This is a genomic window from Herbiconiux sp. 320_LB (assembly GCF_059691755.1).
Genome location: NZ_JCAWAD010000005.1, coordinates 76,209 through 91,142 on the forward strand (window position 1 = coordinate 76,209; position 14,934 = coordinate 91,142).

Genomic DNA, 14,934 nt, shown 5'->3' on the forward strand with positions numbered 1-14,934 from the left:
GGCCTACTCGACCGTGACGGACTTGGCGAGGTTGCGGGGCTGGTCCACGTCGAGCCCCTTCGCCGTCGCGAGCTCCATCGCGAACAGCTGCAACGGGATGACGGTGAGCAGCGGCTCCATCAGCGGCGCCGCGAGCGGGATGCGGATGACCTCGTCGGCAAAGGGCAGCACCGCGACGTCGCCCTCCTCGGCGATCGCCAGGATCCGCGCACCGCGGGCCCGGATCTCCTGGATGTTCGAGACGACCTTCGCGTGCAGCGAGTTGGGGTCGCGCGGGCTGGGCACGACGACGAAGACCGGCTGGCCGGGCTCGATCAGCGCGATCGGCCCGTGCTTGAGCTCGCCTGCGGCGAAGCCCTCGGCGTGGATGTACGCGAGCTCCTTGAGCTTCAGTGCGCCTTCGAGCGCGATCGGGTAACCGACGTGACGGCCGAGGAAGAGCACGGCCCGCGAGTCCGACATCCACTTGGCGAGCTGGGTGATCTCAGGGGCGCTGGTCAGCACGCGCTCGATCTTGGCCGGGACCGCCTGCAGCTCGGCCAGCTGCTCGGCGGCGACGGCCGGGTCGAGCGTGCCGCGCACTCGCGCGAGGTGCAGGCCGAAGAGGTACAGCGCGGTGATCTGCGCGACGAAGGCCTTGGTCGACGCGACGGCGACCTCGGGGCCGGCGTGCGTGTAGATGACCGCGTCCGACTCTCGCGCGATCGTCGCGCCCTGGGTGTTGCAGATCGACAGGGTGCGGGCGCCGTTCGCGATGGCGTACTTCACGGCCATCAGGGTGTCCATGGTCTCGCCCGACTGGCTGATCGACACCACGAGCGTCGATGGGGTGAGCACGGGCTCGCGGTAGCGGAACTCGTGCGAGAGCTCGACCGAGACGGGCACGCGGGCCCACTTCTCGATCGCGTACTGGCCGAGCATGCCGGAGTAGCTGGCGGTGCCGCAGGCGATCACGATGATGCGGTCGATGCCGGCCAGCACGTCGTCGAGGTCCGCGAGCTCGGGGAGCACGACCTTCTCGCCCTCGACCCGGCCGAGGATCGTGTTCGCGACGGCCTCGGGCTCCTCGCTGATCTCCTTGGCCATGAAGCTCGACCAGCCGCCCTTCTCGGCGGCCGACGCATCCCACGACACCTCGAACTCGTGCACCTCGACGGGCGCGCCGTCGAAGTCGGTCACGGTCACCGTGTCGGGCGTGATGACGACGATCTGGTCCTGTCCGATGGCCACGGCACGGTGGGTGTGCTCGACGAAGGCCGCGACGTCCGAGCCGAGGAAGTTCTCGCCCTCGCCGAGCCCGATGACGAGCGGCGAGTTGCGGCGGGCGCCGACGACGACGCCCGGCTCGTCCTGGTGCAGGGCCAGCAGCGTGAAGGCGCCCTCCAGGCGCGAGACGACCCGGCCGAGCGCGTTCGGCAGCCCGTCGCCGGCGGCGTACTCGCGGCCGAGCAGCTTGGCCGCGACCTCGGTGTCGGTCTCGCTCTCGAAGGTGTAGCCGTCGTCGAGCAGCTCCTGCTTGAGCACGGCGAAGTTCTCGATGATGCCGTTGTGGATGAGGGCGATCCGGCCGTCGGCCGAGAGGTGCGGATGCGCGTTGCCGTCGGTCGGTCCGCCGTGCGTCGCCCAGCGGGTGTGCCCGATCCCGGTGCGGCCGTCGGCCATCGGCCGCGCCTCCAGGTCGTCGGCCAGCACCGCGAGCTTGCCCGCGCGCTTCCGGGTCGAGAGCGAGCCGTCTTCCCCGATCACGGCGACACCGGCGGAGTCGTAACCGCGGTACTCCAGCCGGCGCAAGCCGCCGAGGAGCACCTCGAGACTGCTGTTGTTGCCGACGTAACCCACGATTCCACACATGGTTTCGAGTTTAGCCGAGCGTTCCGGGGCCGAGGCTGACAGCGGTGAGCGCGCCGGAGCGCCCCGGATCTCGGGCACAATGGACTCCTATGCCCGATTCCTCAGCGACCACAGGATTCGCGCAGTTCAGCCCCTTCATGGAGTTCGACCGGGCGCACTGGGCGGCACTGGCCCCCTCGACCCCGCTGCCCCTGCTCGAGACCGAGATCGTGCAGTTGCGCGGCCTCGGCAACCCGCTCGACCTGCGCGAGGTCACCGAGGTCTACCTGCCGCTGGCCCGGCTGATCAACCTCTACGTCGCCAGCGCGAAGCAGCTGCACCGCTCGACAGCCGACTACCTCGGCGAGGACTCCACGAGCACCCCGTTCATCATCGGCGTGGCCGGATCGGTCGCGGTCGGCAAGTCGACCACGGCACGGCTCCTGCGGGAACTGCTGGCGCGCTGGTCGAACACCCCCCGGGTCGAGCTGATCACGACCGACGGGTTCCTGCTGCCCAACGCCGAGCTCGAGCGTCGCGGGCTGATGCAGCGCAAGGGCTTCCCGGAGTCGTACGACCGTCGGGCGCTGCTCCGCTTCGTCAGCGCGATCAAGAGCGGCGTCCCCGAGGTGCGGGCACCGTTCTACTCCCACCTCAGCTACGACATCGTGCCCGAGGCGCAGATCGTGGTGCGGCAGCCCGACATCCTCATCGTCGAGGGTCTGAACGTGCTGCAGCCGCCGCCCGCCAACCGGCTCGCGGTGAGCGACCTGTTCGACTTCTCGGTCTACGTCGACGCCCGCACCTCGGACATCGCCACCTGGTACGAGAGCCGCTTCCTCGACCTGCAGCGCGGGGCCTTCTCGAACCCGAAGTCGTACTTCCACCGCTACTCGAGCCTGTCCGAGGCCGAGGCGCGGGCGACCGCCCGGCGGATCTGGGAGTCGATCAACCTCCCCAACCTCCGCGACAACGTGCTCCCGACCCGCTCCCGCGCGACCCTGGTGCTGCGCAAGGATGCAGACCACACCATCAACAAGGTGCTCCTGCGCAAGTTGTGAATTCTTTCCGCGCCGCAGGGCGGCGCGGCAGATCACACCTTCCGCTCGACGCCCGTCGAGAGGCGCTGGCGCACGACGTCGGCGAGGGACTCGGCGATGCGGTCGGCGGTGGCCTGGTCTCCGGCCTCCACCATCACGCGCACGAGCGGCTCCGTGCCCGAGGGGCGCAGCAGCACGCGGCCCGTCTCCCCCAGGTCGGCCTCGGCCTCGGCCACGGCCTCCGCGAGCACCCGGTCGGTCGAGACGCCGTCGCGGTCGACCCCGCGCACGTTGACGAGCGTCTGCGGGTAGACCTTCATCACCGAGGCCAGCTCGGCGAGGCTCTTGCCGGTCGCCGCCATCTGGCTCAGCAGCTGCAGGCCGGTGAGGATGCCATCGCCGGTGGTGGCGTGGTCGGCGAAGATGATGTGGCCCGACTGCTCGCCGCCGAGGCTGAGCTTCTTCTCGTTGATCGCCTCGAGCACGTAGCGGTCGCCCACCCGGGTCTCGAGCATCGAGATGCCGTTCTGCGCCATCGCGACCTTGAGCCCGAGGTTCGACATCACGGTGGCGACGAGAGTGTTCTCCCGAAGCAGCCCGCGCGAGGCCTGCGCGATCGCCAGGATGGCCATGATCTGGTCGCCGTCGATGATGTTGCCCGCGGCGTCGACGGCCAGGCAGCGGTCGGCGTCGCCGTCGTGGGCGATGCCGACGTCGGCACCGGCTGCGACGACCGCCTCGGCCAGCAGGTCGAGGTGGGTCGACCCCACGCCGTCGTTGATGTTCATCCCGGTGGGGTCGTTGCCGATCACCGTGATCCGCGCGCCGGCCTGGCTGAACGCCTCCGGTGAGACCCCGGCCGCCGCGCCGTGGGCGCAGTCGAGCACCACGTGGATGCCGTCGAGCCGGTGCGGGAGGGTCGTCAGCAGGTGGACGACGTAGCGGTCCTCCGCATCCGCGAACCGCTTGATGCGGCCGATGTCGCCGCCGAGCGGCGTGAGCTGCGGATGCTCGAGAGCGGCCTCGATCTGGATCTCGACCTCGTCGGGCAGCTTCTTGCCCTCGGCCGCGAAGAACTTGATCCCGTTGTCCGGAGCCGGGTTGTGCGAGGCCGAGATGACGACGCCGAAGTCGGCGCCGATGTCGGCGATGAGGAATGCAGCGGCCGGGGTCGGCAGCACTCCGGCGTCCAGGACATCGACGCCGGAGCTGGCGAAACCGGCCGAGACGGCAGCCGCGATGAAGTCACCGGACTGCCGGGGGTCGCGAGCGACCACGGCGACCGGTCGTCGACCGGCTTCTCGGGCCGCGTGACCCAGCACGCGCGCCCCGGCCTGCGCGATCCGAAGAGCGAGGTCGGCGGTGACGTCCTGGTTCGCGAGCCCACGCACCCCATCGGTGCCGAAAAGGCGAGCCATACGCTAAGCGTAGAGCCGAAGCGCGATCAGCGCTTCGAGAACTGCGACGCCTTACGGGCCTTCTTGAGACCAGCCTTCTTGCGCTCGATGACGCGGGCGTCACGAGTGAGGAAGCCGGCCTTCTTGAGCTGGGCACGGTTGTTCTCGCGGTCGATCTCGTTCAGCGCACGAGCGATGGCGAGACGGAGGGCGCCGGCCTGACCCGAGGGGCCACCGCCGGTGATCTTCGCGACCACGTCGTAGGAGCCGATCAGGTCGAGCACCTTGAAGGGGTCGGTGATCAGCTGCTGGTGCAGCTTGTTCGGGAAGTAGTGCTCGAACTCGCGGCCGTTGACCGTGAGGGTTCCGGCACCCGGGACCAGGCGCACGCGGGCGATGGCCTGCTTGCGACGGCCCACGGCAGCGCCGGAGACGTTCAGGACCGCGCGGGGCGCGCGGGGCGCCTCGTCGGCCGGGGTTTCGGTGGAGTAGCTCTCGGGAGCCACGTCAATCTGGTCTGCGATCTTCGCCACGGTACTGTTTAGTCCTTTGTCTGAGTCTGCTGTACGAACGCGGGACGCTACTACTGGGCGACCTGGTCGAGGATGTACGGGGTGGGCTGCTGAGCAGCGTGCGGGTGCTCGGCGCCCGCGTAGACCTTCAGCTTGCGGAACTGGTCGCGACCGAGGGAGGTCTTGGGGAGCATGCCACGGATGGCCTTCTCGACGGCGCGCTCGGGGTTCTTCTCGAGCAGCTCCGAGTAGGTCACGGCGCTGAGGCCGCCCGGGTAACCGGAGTGGCGGTAGGCCTTCTTCTGCGCGAGCTTGGCACCGGTGAGCGCGACCTTGTCGGCGTTCACGATGATCACGAAGTCGCCCATGTCCATGTGCGGGGTGAAGGTGGCCTTGTTCTTGCCGCGGAGGATGGCGGCGGCGTGGCTGGCCAGACGGCCCAGGACGATGTCCGTGGCGTCGATGATGACCCAGCCGCGCTGGACTTCGCTGGCCTTCGGGGAGTAAGTGCGCGTCACAGTAGTGCTGCTTTCTTGTTCGAGGTGAGGAGTTCGTGAATCCCACTCCGGTGGGTCTTCGACGTCAGACAGAGGTCGAAGGCAGCCGATGGAGGGCTCAACTTCGGGCGACACGCAACGGGGCGCGTACACCAAGGGTCAAGAGTACGCGATACCACCGGTGCGGTCAAATGAGCTCGCGACGCGCCCGCGTCAGGTCGGCGCGCCCTGCGAGCTCGCCGTCGGCGGGGTACCCCACCTCGGTCAGCACGAGCCCCTTCGCGGGCATCACCAGGAACGCCCCCGTCCGCATCCGCTCGTCGCGCAGCCTCAGGATGTCGTCGCCGCTGAGCGTCCCGTCTCCCACCGCGACCGTGGCGCCCACGAGCGACCGCACCATGCTGTGGCAGAACGCGTCGGCCTCCAGCGAGGCGATGAGCACGCCGTCGCCCTGGCGCCGCCAGGCGAAGGAGCGGAGGGTGCGGATCGTGGTGGAGTTCGGCCGCGGCTTGCAGAAAGTGGCGTAGTCGTGCAGGCCGAGCAGCGCCCGGGCGGCGGTGTCCATCGCGTCGACGTCGAGCACGGTCGGATGCCGCACGGTTCGGCGGCGCTCGAGCGGGTCGTGCGCGGCGGCCGCGTCGGCCACGCGGTAGCGGTAGCGCCGCCAGCTCGCCGAGAACCGCGCGTCGAAGCCGGCGGGTGCGAGGGAGGAGTCGGTGACGACCACGTCGGAGTCGGCGCCGAGCACGCCGTTGATCCGCTGCCCGAGGAGTCGGGCGAGCTCCGCCTCGCTGATCGAGGCGGGTGCTCCGCGCCGGCGGAGGCTCCGCAGCTGGGCCTCGGTGAGGTCGACGTGGGCGACCTGTCCGGTGGCGTGCACCCCTGCATCCGTCCGCCCGGCCACGTAGAGCACGGGCTGGGGCGGATAGCGGCGGAGGATGATCCCCATCGTCTCCTCGAGCACGCCCTGCACGGTGCGCGAGCCCGGCTGCTTGGCCCAGCCGGAGAAGTCGGTGCCGTCGTAGGCGATGTCGAGCCGCAGGCGCCTCATCCCGGTCTCGTCGTGCATCACGTCCTCCACCTTAACGAAGAAGGGCCCCTCATCCTTTCGGATGCAGGGCCCCCTCGTGAAGCGGGTGCTACTTGGTCTCCTCCGCGGGAGCCTCGTCGGCCGCGGCGGGAGCCTCGGTCTCGGTGGGCTCCTCGACAGCGGTCTCGTCGGCAGCGGTCTCGTCGACAGCGGTCTCGTCTGCGGCGGTCTCGTCGGCAGCAGGGGCCTCGGGCTCGGCGGCGGCCGGGGCCGCGGCGGCGGCCGGAGCAGCCTTCGCGGTCTTCTTCTTGGCCACGACGGGCTCGAGCACGAGCTCGATCTGCACCATGGGGGCGTTGTCGCCCTTGCGGAAGCCGAGCTTCGTGATGCGGGTGTAGCCACCCTCGCGCTCCGCCATCAGCGGGGCGATCTCGGTGAAGAGCTCGTGCACGACGCTCTTGTCGCCGATCACGCCGAGCACGCGACGACGGGCGTGCAGGTCTCCGCGCTTGGCGAAGGTGATGAGGCGCTCGGTCAGCGGACGCATCCGCTTGGCCTTGGTCTCGGTCGTCTTGATGCTCTTGTGGGTGAACAGGGCGGCAGCCAGGTTCGCGAGCAGCAGGCGCTCGTGCGCCGGTCCTCCGCCGAGACGGGGTCCCTTGGTCGGCTTGGGCATTTCTTATCTCCAGATGGGGGTCGGTGTGTCAGTGAAGTCGAACGGGGCGAAGCAACGTGGTCTAGACGTTGGTCTCTTCGTCGTATCCGCCGTAGAAGTGAGCGCCGTCGAAACCGGGAACGGTGTCCTTGAGCGACAGGCCGAGCTCGACGAGCTTGTCCTTCACCTCATCGACCGACTTCTGCCCGAAGTTGCGGATGTTCATGAGCTGCGTCTCCGACAGGGCGACGAGCTCGGAGACGGTGTTGATGCCCTCGCGCTTGAGGCAGTTGTACGAACGCACCGACAGGTCGAGGTCCTCGATCGGAACCGAGAGCTCGGAGGAGAGCACGGCGTCGACCGGCGCGGGGCCGATCTCGATGCCCTCGGCAGCGGTGTTCAGCTCGCGGGCGAGACCGAACAGCTCGGTCAGCGTGCGGCCGGCCGAGGCGATGGCGTCGCGCGGCGTGATCGCCGGCTTGGTCTCGACGTCGACCACGAGGCGGTCGAAGTCGGTGCGCTCACCGGCACGGGTCGCCTCGACGCGGTAGGTCACCTTGAGCACGGGCGAGTAGATCGAGTCGATCGGGATCTGACCGGCCTCGGAGAACTCGCTGCGGTTCTGCGTCGCCGAGACGTAGCCGCGGCCACGCTCGATGATCAGCTCGAGCTCGAACTTCGCCTTGTCGTTCAGGGTGGCGATGACGAGCTCGGGGTTGTGGATCTCGACACCGGCCGGAGCCGAGATGTCGGCCGCGGTGACCTCGCCCGACGCGTGCTTGCGCAGGTAGGCGGTGATCGGCTCGTCGTGCTCGCTCGAGACGACGAGGCCCTTGACGTTGAGGATGATCTCGGTGACGTCTTCCTTCACACCGGGGATGGTGCTGAACTCGTGCAGCACGCCGTCGATGCGGATGCTCGTGACAGCGGCTCCGGGGATCGACGAGAGCAGGGTGCGACGGAGGGAGTTGCCGAGGGTGTAGCCGAAGCCGGGCTCCAGCGGCTCGATGACGAACCGCGAGCGGAACTCCGAGATGTTCTCCTCGGTGAGAGTGGGGCGCTGTGCAATGAGCACTGTTATTCCTTTCGGCTGAGTGTCCGCTATATGACACTCACGTGACGAGGTATTGAGTTGTGAGAAAGGATGCAGCTTCCAGGCGGGCCCAGGGCCCGCCCTTCAGCACTTACGCCGAGTCCCGTGGGCGTCCGTCAGGACGCCCACGGGATTCGAGGCGCAACTAGCTCAGACGCGGCGACGCTTGGGCGGACGGCACCCGTTGTGCGCCTGCGGGGTCACGTCGTTGATCGAACCGACCTCGAGGCCGGCGGCCTGGAGGGAGCGGATCGCGGTCTCGCGGCCTGAGCCCGGTCCCTTGACGAAGACGTCGACCTTCTTCATGCCGTGCTCCTGAGCCTGGCGCGCGGCCGACTCGGCAGCGAGCTGCGCGGCGAACGGGGTCGACTTGCGCGAGCCCTTGAAGCCGACGCCACCCGAGGAGGCCCAGCTGATGACCGCACCGGTGGTGTCGGTGATCGAGACGATCGTGTTGTTGAAGGTCGACTTGATGTGGGCCTGGCCCACGGCGACGTTCTTCTTCTCTTTCTTGCGCGGCTTGCGAACGGCCGACTTGGGGGTTGCCATATTTCTCTCCTGGAATCCTGGTCAGTCGCCCGCTTCTAGCGGCCGGCCTTCTTCTTGCCGGCGACGGTACGCTTCGGGCCCTTGCGGGTACGCGCGTTGGTCTTGGTGCGCTGACCGCGGACCGGGAGGCCCTTGCGGTGACGGACACCCTCGTAGCTGCCGATCTCGACCTTGCGGCGGATGTCGGCGGCGACCTCACGGCGGAGGTCACCCTCCACCTTGTAGTTGCCCTCGATGTAATCGCGGAGGGCGACCAGCTGATCGTCGGACAGATCCTTGACGCGGATGTCGCCGCTGATCTCCGTGTCGGCGAGGGTCTTCAGCGCGCGAGTGCGGCCGACCCCGTAGATGTACGTGAGGGCAACTTCCACGCGCTTGTCGCGGGGGATGTCAACTCCTGCTAGACGTGCCATTGTGGCTATCTCCTGTTGATGAGTGGAGGTCTGTGACAGTGAATGTGCTCCGGCCTCCTACCGAAGGTGTCCACCGCCCGGCTCTCGCCGGGCGGCTTCTGACACTGCCATGTGATGATCGCGACCGGGGCCGCGCCGGGAATTGATCCCGACGGCGACTAGCCCTGACGCTGCTTGTGACGCGGGTTGCTCTTGCAGATGTTCATCACGCGGCCGTTGCGGCGGATGATGCGGCAATGCTCGCAGATGGGCTTGACGCTGGGGTTGACCTTCATGTGATTTTCTCTCTTCGCTGTCCTCGTACCCGATGGGATCGGGCCGTTACTTTCCAGCGCTGCCGAAAGGATTCGGCACTACTTGTATCGGTAGACGATCCGGCCACGGGTGAGGTCGTAGGGGCTCAACTCCACGATCACGCGGTCCTCGGGGAGGATGCGGATGTAGTGCTGGCGCATCTTGCCCGAGATGTGGGCAAGCACCTTGTGGCCGTTCGTCAATTCCACCCGGAACATCGCGTTCGGGAGGGCTTCGACGACCGCGCCCTCGATCTCGATAACACCGTCTTTTTTGGCCATAGCCTCACTGTCACTCAAGTAGTCTGTGCTGGTCTTGCGGAGGATCGACCCACGAAAATGGGCCGAAAACACCAAAGATCGAGCTTACACTACGAAAGCCTCATTCCAAAACGCCGACGACCAATCAACGGAAGGCGTCAACGGATCGGATAGTGGCGACGAGGTCGTCGAAGAGCGGATGCCCGGGGTCGATCCCGCAGACCTCGCTCGTGAACTCCTCCGGCGTCTTCGACGAGAGCAGGTCGGCGAGCTCGGCGCTCTGCGGGTCGCTCGGGGCGTCGAACCGCAGGGCGGCCCGGACCGCGCGCAGGAGCGCCGCCGTGGGGAGGCCCCGCTCGGCCAGTTCGGCCGCGGGGCCGATGAACCGCTCGTTCCGGCTGAGCTTGCGGAGCGGCTGGCGGCCGACCCGCTCCGGGGTGTCCGTGAGGTAGGGGTTCGCGAAGCGCACGAGGTTCTTCTCCAGGTACGCCTCCTGCACCGAGGGCTCGAACTCGTGCTTGGCGACCAGGAGCGCCTTCGTCTCCTCCAGCACGGCCTTCACCTCGGCGAAGACCTCGGGCACCGCGAGGGCGTCGGCCAGCGTCGTGGCCCCCTCGACCCAGCCGTGGTAGGCCACCGTGGCGTGGCCGGTGTTGACCGTGAAGAGCTTCCGCTCGATGTACGGCGCCAGATCGTCGACGAAGTGCGCCGCGGGGATGACCGGGGGCGTGCCGCGGAAGGGCTTCTCCTCGATCGCCCACTCGAAGAAGTCCTCCACCGTCACGTCCAGGCCGTGGCCGGGATCCTGGTTCGGCACGATCCGGTCGACCGCGGTGTTGGCGAACACCGCGCGGCCCAGGGCTGCGGAGGTCTCGCCGTCGGTGAGGCGACCGACGATCTCGGCCTTCAGAGCATCCGTCGCGTTGATCGCGTTCTCGCAGGCCATGACGGTCAGCGGCGGCAGGCCAGGGTCGCGGGCCTCGAGTCCCCGGGCGATCACCGGGGCGACGAACTTCAGGATGTTCGGGCCGACCGCCGTGGTGACGATGTCGGCGGTCGCGATCTCGGCGACCACCGCATCCTCGTCGTTGCCGCTGTTCAGGGCCCGGAAGCCGGTCACCGTGCGGGTGGACGAGTCCTCCCCCACCGCGTGCACCTCGTAGCTCGTCGCGGCCGCGAGGGCGTCGATCAGCTCGGCGTTCACGTCGGCGAAGACGAGGTCGTAGCCGGCGTCGTGGAGGATGAGCCCCACGAAACCGCGTCCGATGTTCCCGGCTCCGAAGTGCACGGCTTTCATGGGGTTCTCCTTGGTCGGGTTGCCGGTCTCGTCAGCTGTTGACGTCGCCGAGGATGGCGAGGACCTCGTCCGGGGTCTGGGCGGCGAGCAGCTTGTCCACCTCGTCCTCGTCGCTGAACACGATGGCGATGCCGGAGAGGATCTCCATGTGCCCGCCGTCCTTGCCCGCGATGCCGACGACGAAACGCACGTCCTCGCCACCCCAGTCGAGGGGCTCGTCGTACCGCACGAACGAGAGCGCGGAGTCGAGGATCGTGTCCTTGCCCTCGTTCGTGCCGTGCGGGATGGCGAGGAGGTTGCCCATGTACGTCGACACCGTCTCTTCACGCTGACGCATGAAGTCCAGGTACGCCGGCTCCACCGCTCCGGCCGCGACCAGGATGGCGGCCGCCTCGGCGATCGCCTCGTCCTTGGTGCGTGCGGTGCCATGCAGGTTGATCTGCGACGCTTCGATGACGGCCATGGGCTCCTCCTCCTCGTGGCTGCGCGCCTATTTGGCGGCGGCCTGCTGCTTCAGCTTCTCGACGACCTCGTCGTACGCGGGGCTGTTCATGAAGTTGTCCACCGAGATGTGCTCGGCGCTGGGGGTGCGCTGCTGGGCCCGGGGGGTCAGCTCGCGCTGGGTGATCACCAGGTCGATGTCGTCGTCGAGGTTGGCGATGGCCTTGTTGACCACCGTGACCCCGTCGATACCGGCCTTCTTGATCTTATTCCGCAGCACCGACGCGCCCATGGCACTGGATCCCATCCCGGCGTCGCAGGCGAACACGATGTTCGAGATCGGTCGGGTGTCGGTCAGCAGCGAGGTCTGCTCGGCCACGACCTCCGCGTCGGCGGCGGGGACGCCCTCGGCGCGCAGGTTTCCGAGCACCGAGCTCTCCTTGCCCTTGTTCGCCTCGGTCTGGGCGATGGCGGCCGAGAGGTCGCCCGCGCCCTCCTTTTCGAGGTCGCGCTTCCGGCTGGCCCGCAGGATGATCGCGGTCACCAGGAAGGAGACGGCCGCGGCGGCGATGACCGAGAGGATGACGCCCACGTAGCTGTCGGGAGCCGTCTGCGCCAGCACCGCGATGATGCTCCCGGGCGAGGCCGGGGCGCGCAGGCCGGAGTTGAAGAGCACGTTGACCGCGACACCGGTGGCGCCACCGGCGATGGCCGCGAGGATCGTCATCGGCTTGGACAGCACGTAGGGGAAGTAGATCTCGTGGATGCCGCCGAAGAACTGGATGATGACCGCACCGGGGGCGCTCGCTTTGGCCAGGCCGATCCCGAAGATCGAGAAGGCCAGCAGGATGCCGAGGCCCGGGCCGGGGTTCGCCTCGATCAGGAACAGGATCGACTTGCCCTGCTCCGCCACCTGCTGCACACCCAGCGGCGTGAAGACGCCGTGGTTGATGGCGTTGTTCAGGAACAGCACCTTGCCCGGCTCGACCAGGATCGAGGCCAGCGGGAGCAGGCCCATGCTGATCAGCCAGTCGACGCCGGTCTCGAGGGCCTTCGACAGACCCTGGATGACCGGGGCGATGCCGAAGAAGCCGGCGATCGCCAGCAGGCCGCCGAGGATACCGGCGGAGAAGTTGTCGACCAGCATCTCGAAGCCGGCCTTGATCTTGCCGGCCCAGATCTTGTCGATCTGCTTGATCAGCCAGGCGCCGAGCGGGCCCATGATCATCGCGCCGATGAACATCGGGATGTCCGCGCCGACGATGACACCCATGGTCGCGATCGTGCCGACCACACCACCGCGGGCGCCGTAGACCATGCGGCCACCGGTGTTCGCGATCAGGAGCGGCAGCAGGTACGTGATCATCGGGCCGACGAGGCCGACGTACTGCGGGAAGGTGGTTCCGTCGTCGGCCTGGGCCAGCGCCGTCGCCGCCCCGGTCCAGCCGATCGCGTCCGCGTTGCCGAAGCCGCCGAGGATGCCGTTCGGCAGCCAGCCGGTGGCGATGAAGAGGCTCGTGATGAGGCCCCAGGCGATGAAGGCGGGGATGTTGGGCATGACCATGCCCGAGAGGAAGGTTCCGAAGCGCTGAACGCGCACCCGGGCCCCACCCCCTGTCGTGGTTCCTGACGTCGTTGTCATGACGACTGCTCCAATTCTGTGTTCATAGGGTTGCGGGTGAAGGGGTGTTACTCGGTGGTCGCGGCGGCCGAGGTGACCGCCGCTCGGGCTTCGACCGCGCTGTTCGCCGAGAGTGCGAGCTCGGCGAATCGACGGGCGTCCTCCCGCGTGAAGCGGGAGAGTTCGGCGCGCACGTCGGCCAGGGCCGACGGCGACATCGAGAGGGTGGTGGCTCCGAGGCCGACGAGCACGACGGCGAGCAGCGGGTCGGCCGCCGCCTCGCCGCAGATGCCGACGGGCTTGCCGGTGGCCTGACCGGCCTTGCCGACCTCGCCGACCAGCTTCAGCACCGCGGGGTGCCACGGATCCTGGAACGAGGCGACCGAACCGAGCAGGCGGTCGGCGGCGAGGGTGTACTGGGTCAGGTCATTGGTGCCGATCGACGCGAAGTCGGCGTCGGCCAGGATGCGGTCGGCCAGGAGAGCGGAGGAGGGCACCTCGACCATTACGCCGGCCGTCTTCAGCCCCGCCTCGCGGGCGAGGGCGGTGAAGTAGCGGGTCTCCTCGACGGTCGAGACCATCGGCGCCATCACCCAGAGGTCGGCGTCGGTCTGGGCGTCGGCCGCGGCGAGCGCGGCGAGCTGGTCGCGGAGGATCGGCTCGTTGGCCCGCAGGGCGCGGAGGCCGCGCAGACCGAGCGCGGGGTTCTCCTCCGCGGCGTCGTTCAGGAAGCTGAGGGGCTTGTCGGCTCCCGCATCCAGGGCCCGCACGACGACCTTCTTGCCGGCGAAGGCCTGCAGCAGGCGCACGTACTGCGTCTTCTGCTCCTCGACGGTGGGGGCGCTCGTCGAGTCGAGGAAGAGGAACTCGGTGCGGAACAGGCCGACGCCCTCGGCGCCCTTCGCGAGCGCGTCCTCCGCGCCGTCGGCCGAACCGAGGTTCGCCAGGAGCGGCACCAGAGTGCCGTCGGCAAGGGTTCCCGGGCCGGTCGCCGCGTTGCGGGCGGCCTTGAGCTCCTCGGCGCGGGCGATCGCCGCATCCCGCTCGCCGGCGTCGGGCGCGACGGTGACGACGCCGCTGGAGGCGTCGACGACGATCTCGGTGCCGTCGACCAGGCCCAGCGCATCCGCGACGCCGACGACGGCCACGATGGACTTCTCGCGAGCGAGGATGGCGGTGTGCGAGGTGGGGCCGCCGTCACTCGTGACGAGCGCGAGCACCTTCGACAGGTCGAGCAGGGCCGTGTCGGCCGGGGCCAGGTCGCGGGCGACGAGCACGAATGCGTGGTCGGGGTCGGGGACGCCGGGAGCCGGCACCCCGCGCAGGTGCGCAACGACCCGCTGCGAGACGTCGTCGAGGTCGGTCGCCCGCTCGCCCATGTAGCCGCCCATGCTCAGCAGCAGCTCGCGGAAGGCGGCGAAGGCCTCGAAGACCGCCCGCTCGGCGGTCTTGCCGGTGTCGATCCGCTCGCCGACGTCGTCGATCAGGGTCGGGTCCTCGGCCATGAAGGCCTGGGCCTCGAGCACGTCCTTCGCCGAACCGCCGGCGCGCTCACCGCGGTGACGGATGATCGCGGCGGTCGCGGCGAGCGAGGCCCGCGCGCGCTCCTTCTCGGCGTCGGGGGTGAGGGCGCTGGGGGTCTCGTCGGGCTCGGGGAGCGGGTCAGGCATCCGGAGCACTGGGCCGACGGCGATGCCGCGACCGATCCCGGTGCCCTGCAGCGTGGACTCCCCCATCACTCGGCGTCCAGGTCGGAGGCCAGGAGGGCGGCGAGCTCGTCGAGCAGCGCGTCCGAACCCGGGTCCTCGGAGACGAGGGTCACGGTGTCGCCGTGCTCGATGCCCAGCGAGATGACGCCGAGGATGCTCGCGGCGTTCACGGTGCGACCGCTCGCCTTCGAGATCTGCACGGGCAGACCGGACTTCGCCACGGTCTGGGTGAAGAGGGTCGCCGGACGGGCGTGGAGTCCGTGCTTCGACGCGATTTCGACGGTGCGTTCGGCCAT

Annotated in this window: 17 protein-coding genes; 1 reads left to right on the forward strand and 16 read right to left on the reverse strand. The window is 68.8% G+C overall.

Translation table 11 applies throughout. The features are described from left to right. Positions 1-3 precede the first annotated feature (3 nt). A complete protein-coding gene (gene glmS / locus AC59HU_RS13755) occupies positions 4-1,851 on the reverse strand; it encodes a glutamine--fructose-6-phosphate transaminase (isomerizing) (RefSeq protein WP_497223999.1) in 1,848 nt (615 codons plus the stop codon). An 89-nt stretch (positions 1,852-1,940) separates the two neighbouring features. On the opposite strand from glmS, the gene coaA reads away from it, so the two are divergent. Then, complete coding sequence (gene coaA / locus AC59HU_RS13760) at positions 1,941-2,891, forward strand: type I pantothenate kinase (RefSeq protein WP_497224000.1); 951 nt, start codon at positions 1,941-1,943, stop codon at positions 2,889-2,891. 32 nt (positions 2,892-2,923) lie between these two features. Here coaA and glmM read toward each other — a convergent pair whose 3' ends face one another. From glmM to AC59HU_RS13835, 15 genes are all read right to left on the reverse strand, one after another. Then, entirely contained in the window at positions 2,924-4,288 is a 1,365-nt protein-coding gene (gene glmM / locus AC59HU_RS13765; RefSeq protein WP_497224001.1) for a phosphoglucosamine mutase, read from the reverse strand. A 26-nt stretch (positions 4,289-4,314) separates the two neighbouring features. After that, positions 4,315-4,800, reverse strand: a complete 486-nt coding sequence (gene rpsI / locus AC59HU_RS13770; protein WP_497224002.1) for a 30S ribosomal protein S9 — start codon at positions 4,798-4,800, stop codon at positions 4,315-4,317. A gap of 50 nt (positions 4,801-4,850) precedes the next feature. Continuing rightward, positions 4,851-5,297, reverse strand: coding sequence for a 50S ribosomal protein L13 (gene rplM / locus AC59HU_RS13775; RefSeq protein ID WP_497224003.1), 447 nt, complete (start codon positions 5,295-5,297; stop codon positions 4,851-4,853). Positions 5,298-5,463: 166 nt separating this feature from the next. Further along, on the reverse strand, positions 5,464-6,345 hold the full coding sequence (locus tag AC59HU_RS13780) for a tRNA pseudouridine synthase A (RefSeq protein ID WP_497224004.1): 882 nt from the start codon (positions 6,343-6,345) through the stop codon (positions 5,464-5,466). 70 nt (positions 6,346-6,415) lie between these two features. Then, positions 6,416-6,982 carry a 50S ribosomal protein L17 gene (gene rplQ, locus AC59HU_RS13785; protein WP_497224005.1) on the reverse strand — a complete coding sequence of 189 codons (567 nt, stop codon included), beginning with the start codon at positions 6,980-6,982 and terminating at the stop codon, positions 6,416-6,418. A gap of 61 nt (positions 6,983-7,043) precedes the next feature. After that, on the reverse strand, positions 7,044-8,036 hold the full coding sequence (locus AC59HU_RS13790) for a DNA-directed RNA polymerase subunit alpha (RefSeq protein WP_066041125.1): 993 nt from the start codon (positions 8,034-8,036) through the stop codon (positions 7,044-7,046). Between the two features lie 168 nt (positions 8,037-8,204). Then, positions 8,205-8,603, reverse strand: a complete 399-nt coding sequence (gene rpsK / locus AC59HU_RS13795; RefSeq protein ID WP_022896808.1) for a 30S ribosomal protein S11 — start codon at positions 8,601-8,603, stop codon at positions 8,205-8,207. Between the two features lie 35 nt (positions 8,604-8,638). After that, positions 8,639-9,016, reverse strand: coding sequence for a 30S ribosomal protein S13 (gene rpsM / locus AC59HU_RS13800; RefSeq protein WP_066041126.1), 378 nt, complete (start codon positions 9,014-9,016; stop codon positions 8,639-8,641). A gap of 158 nt (positions 9,017-9,174) precedes the next feature. Continuing rightward, a complete protein-coding gene (rpmJ, locus tag AC59HU_RS13805) occupies positions 9,175-9,291 on the reverse strand; it encodes a 50S ribosomal protein L36 (RefSeq protein WP_066041129.1) in 117 nt (38 codons plus the stop codon). 78 nt (positions 9,292-9,369) lie between these two features. After that, positions 9,370-9,591 carry a translation initiation factor IF-1 gene (gene infA, locus AC59HU_RS13810; protein ID WP_022883252.1) on the reverse strand — a complete coding sequence of 74 codons (222 nt, stop codon included), beginning with the start codon at positions 9,589-9,591 and terminating at the stop codon, positions 9,370-9,372. Between the two features lie 124 nt (positions 9,592-9,715). Continuing rightward, entirely contained in the window at positions 9,716-10,867 is a 1,152-nt protein-coding gene (locus tag AC59HU_RS13815; protein WP_497224006.1) for a mannitol-1-phosphate 5-dehydrogenase, read from the reverse strand. 31 nt (positions 10,868-10,898) lie between these two features. Further along, on the reverse strand, positions 10,899-11,330 hold the full coding sequence (locus AC59HU_RS13820; RefSeq protein ID WP_497224007.1) for a PTS mannitol transporter subunit IIA: 432 nt from the start codon (positions 11,328-11,330) through the stop codon (positions 10,899-10,901). Positions 11,331-11,357: 27 nt separating this feature from the next. Beyond that, a complete protein-coding gene (locus AC59HU_RS13825) occupies positions 11,358-12,950 on the reverse strand; it encodes a PTS mannitol transporter subunit IIBC (RefSeq protein ID WP_497224008.1) in 1,593 nt (530 codons plus the stop codon). Positions 12,951-12,997: 47 nt separating this feature from the next. Further along, positions 12,998-14,665 carry a phosphoenolpyruvate--protein phosphotransferase gene (gene ptsP, locus AC59HU_RS13830; protein WP_497224009.1) on the reverse strand — a complete coding sequence of 556 codons (1,668 nt, stop codon included), beginning with the start codon at positions 14,663-14,665 and terminating at the stop codon, positions 12,998-13,000. Beyond that, positions 14,665-14,934: an HPr family phosphocarrier protein gene (locus tag AC59HU_RS13835; protein ID WP_497224010.1), complete on the reverse strand. Its 270-nt coding sequence runs from the start codon at positions 14,932-14,934 to the stop codon at positions 14,665-14,667. Before AC59HU_RS13835 ends, ptsP begins: the two co-directional genes overlap by 1 nt.

Bases quoted from the DNA above. Each gene is read 5' to 3' on its own strand.
- glmS (WP_497223999.1), bottom strand. From the start codon at position 1,851: ATGTGTGGAATCGTGGGTTACGTCGGCAACAACAGCAGTCTCGAGGTG.
- coaA (WP_497224000.1), top strand. From the start codon at position 1,941: ATGCCCGATTCCTCAGCGACCACAGGATTCGCGCAGTTCAGCCCCTTC.
- glmM (WP_497224001.1), bottom strand. From the start codon at position 4,288: ATGGCTCGCCTTTTCGGCACCGATGGGGTGCGTGGGCTCGCGAACCAG.
- AC59HU_RS13780 (WP_497224004.1), bottom strand. From the start codon at position 6,345: ATGCACGACGAGACCGGGATGAGGCGCCTGCGGCTCGACATCGCCTAC.
- rplQ (WP_497224005.1), bottom strand. From the start codon at position 6,982: ATGCCCAAGCCGACCAAGGGACCCCGTCTCGGCGGAGGACCGGCGCAC.
- rpsK (WP_022896808.1), bottom strand. From the start codon at position 8,603: ATGGCAACCCCCAAGTCGGCCGTTCGCAAGCCGCGCAAGAAAGAGAAG.
- rpsM (WP_066041126.1), bottom strand. From the start codon at position 9,016: ATGGCACGTCTAGCAGGAGTTGACATCCCCCGCGACAAGCGCGTGGAA.
- rpmJ (WP_066041129.1), bottom strand. From the start codon at position 9,291: ATGAAGGTCAACCCCAGCGTCAAGCCCATCTGCGAGCATTGCCGCATC.
- infA (WP_022883252.1), bottom strand. From the start codon at position 9,591: ATGGCCAAAAAAGACGGTGTTATCGAGATCGAGGGCGCGGTCGTCGAA.
- AC59HU_RS13815 (WP_497224006.1), bottom strand. From the start codon at position 10,867: ATGAAAGCCGTGCACTTCGGAGCCGGGAACATCGGACGCGGTTTCGTG.
- AC59HU_RS13820 (WP_497224007.1), bottom strand. From the start codon at position 11,330: ATGGCCGTCATCGAAGCGTCGCAGATCAACCTGCATGGCACCGCACGC.
- AC59HU_RS13825 (WP_497224008.1), bottom strand. From the start codon at position 12,950: ATGACAACGACGTCAGGAACCACGACAGGGGGTGGGGCCCGGGTGCGC.
- ptsP (WP_497224009.1), bottom strand. From the start codon at position 14,665: ATGGGGGAGTCCACGCTGCAGGGCACCGGGATCGGTCGCGGCATCGCC.
- AC59HU_RS13835 (WP_497224010.1), bottom strand. From the start codon at position 14,934: ATGGCCGAACGCACCGTCGAAATCGCGTCGAAGCACGGACTCCACGCC.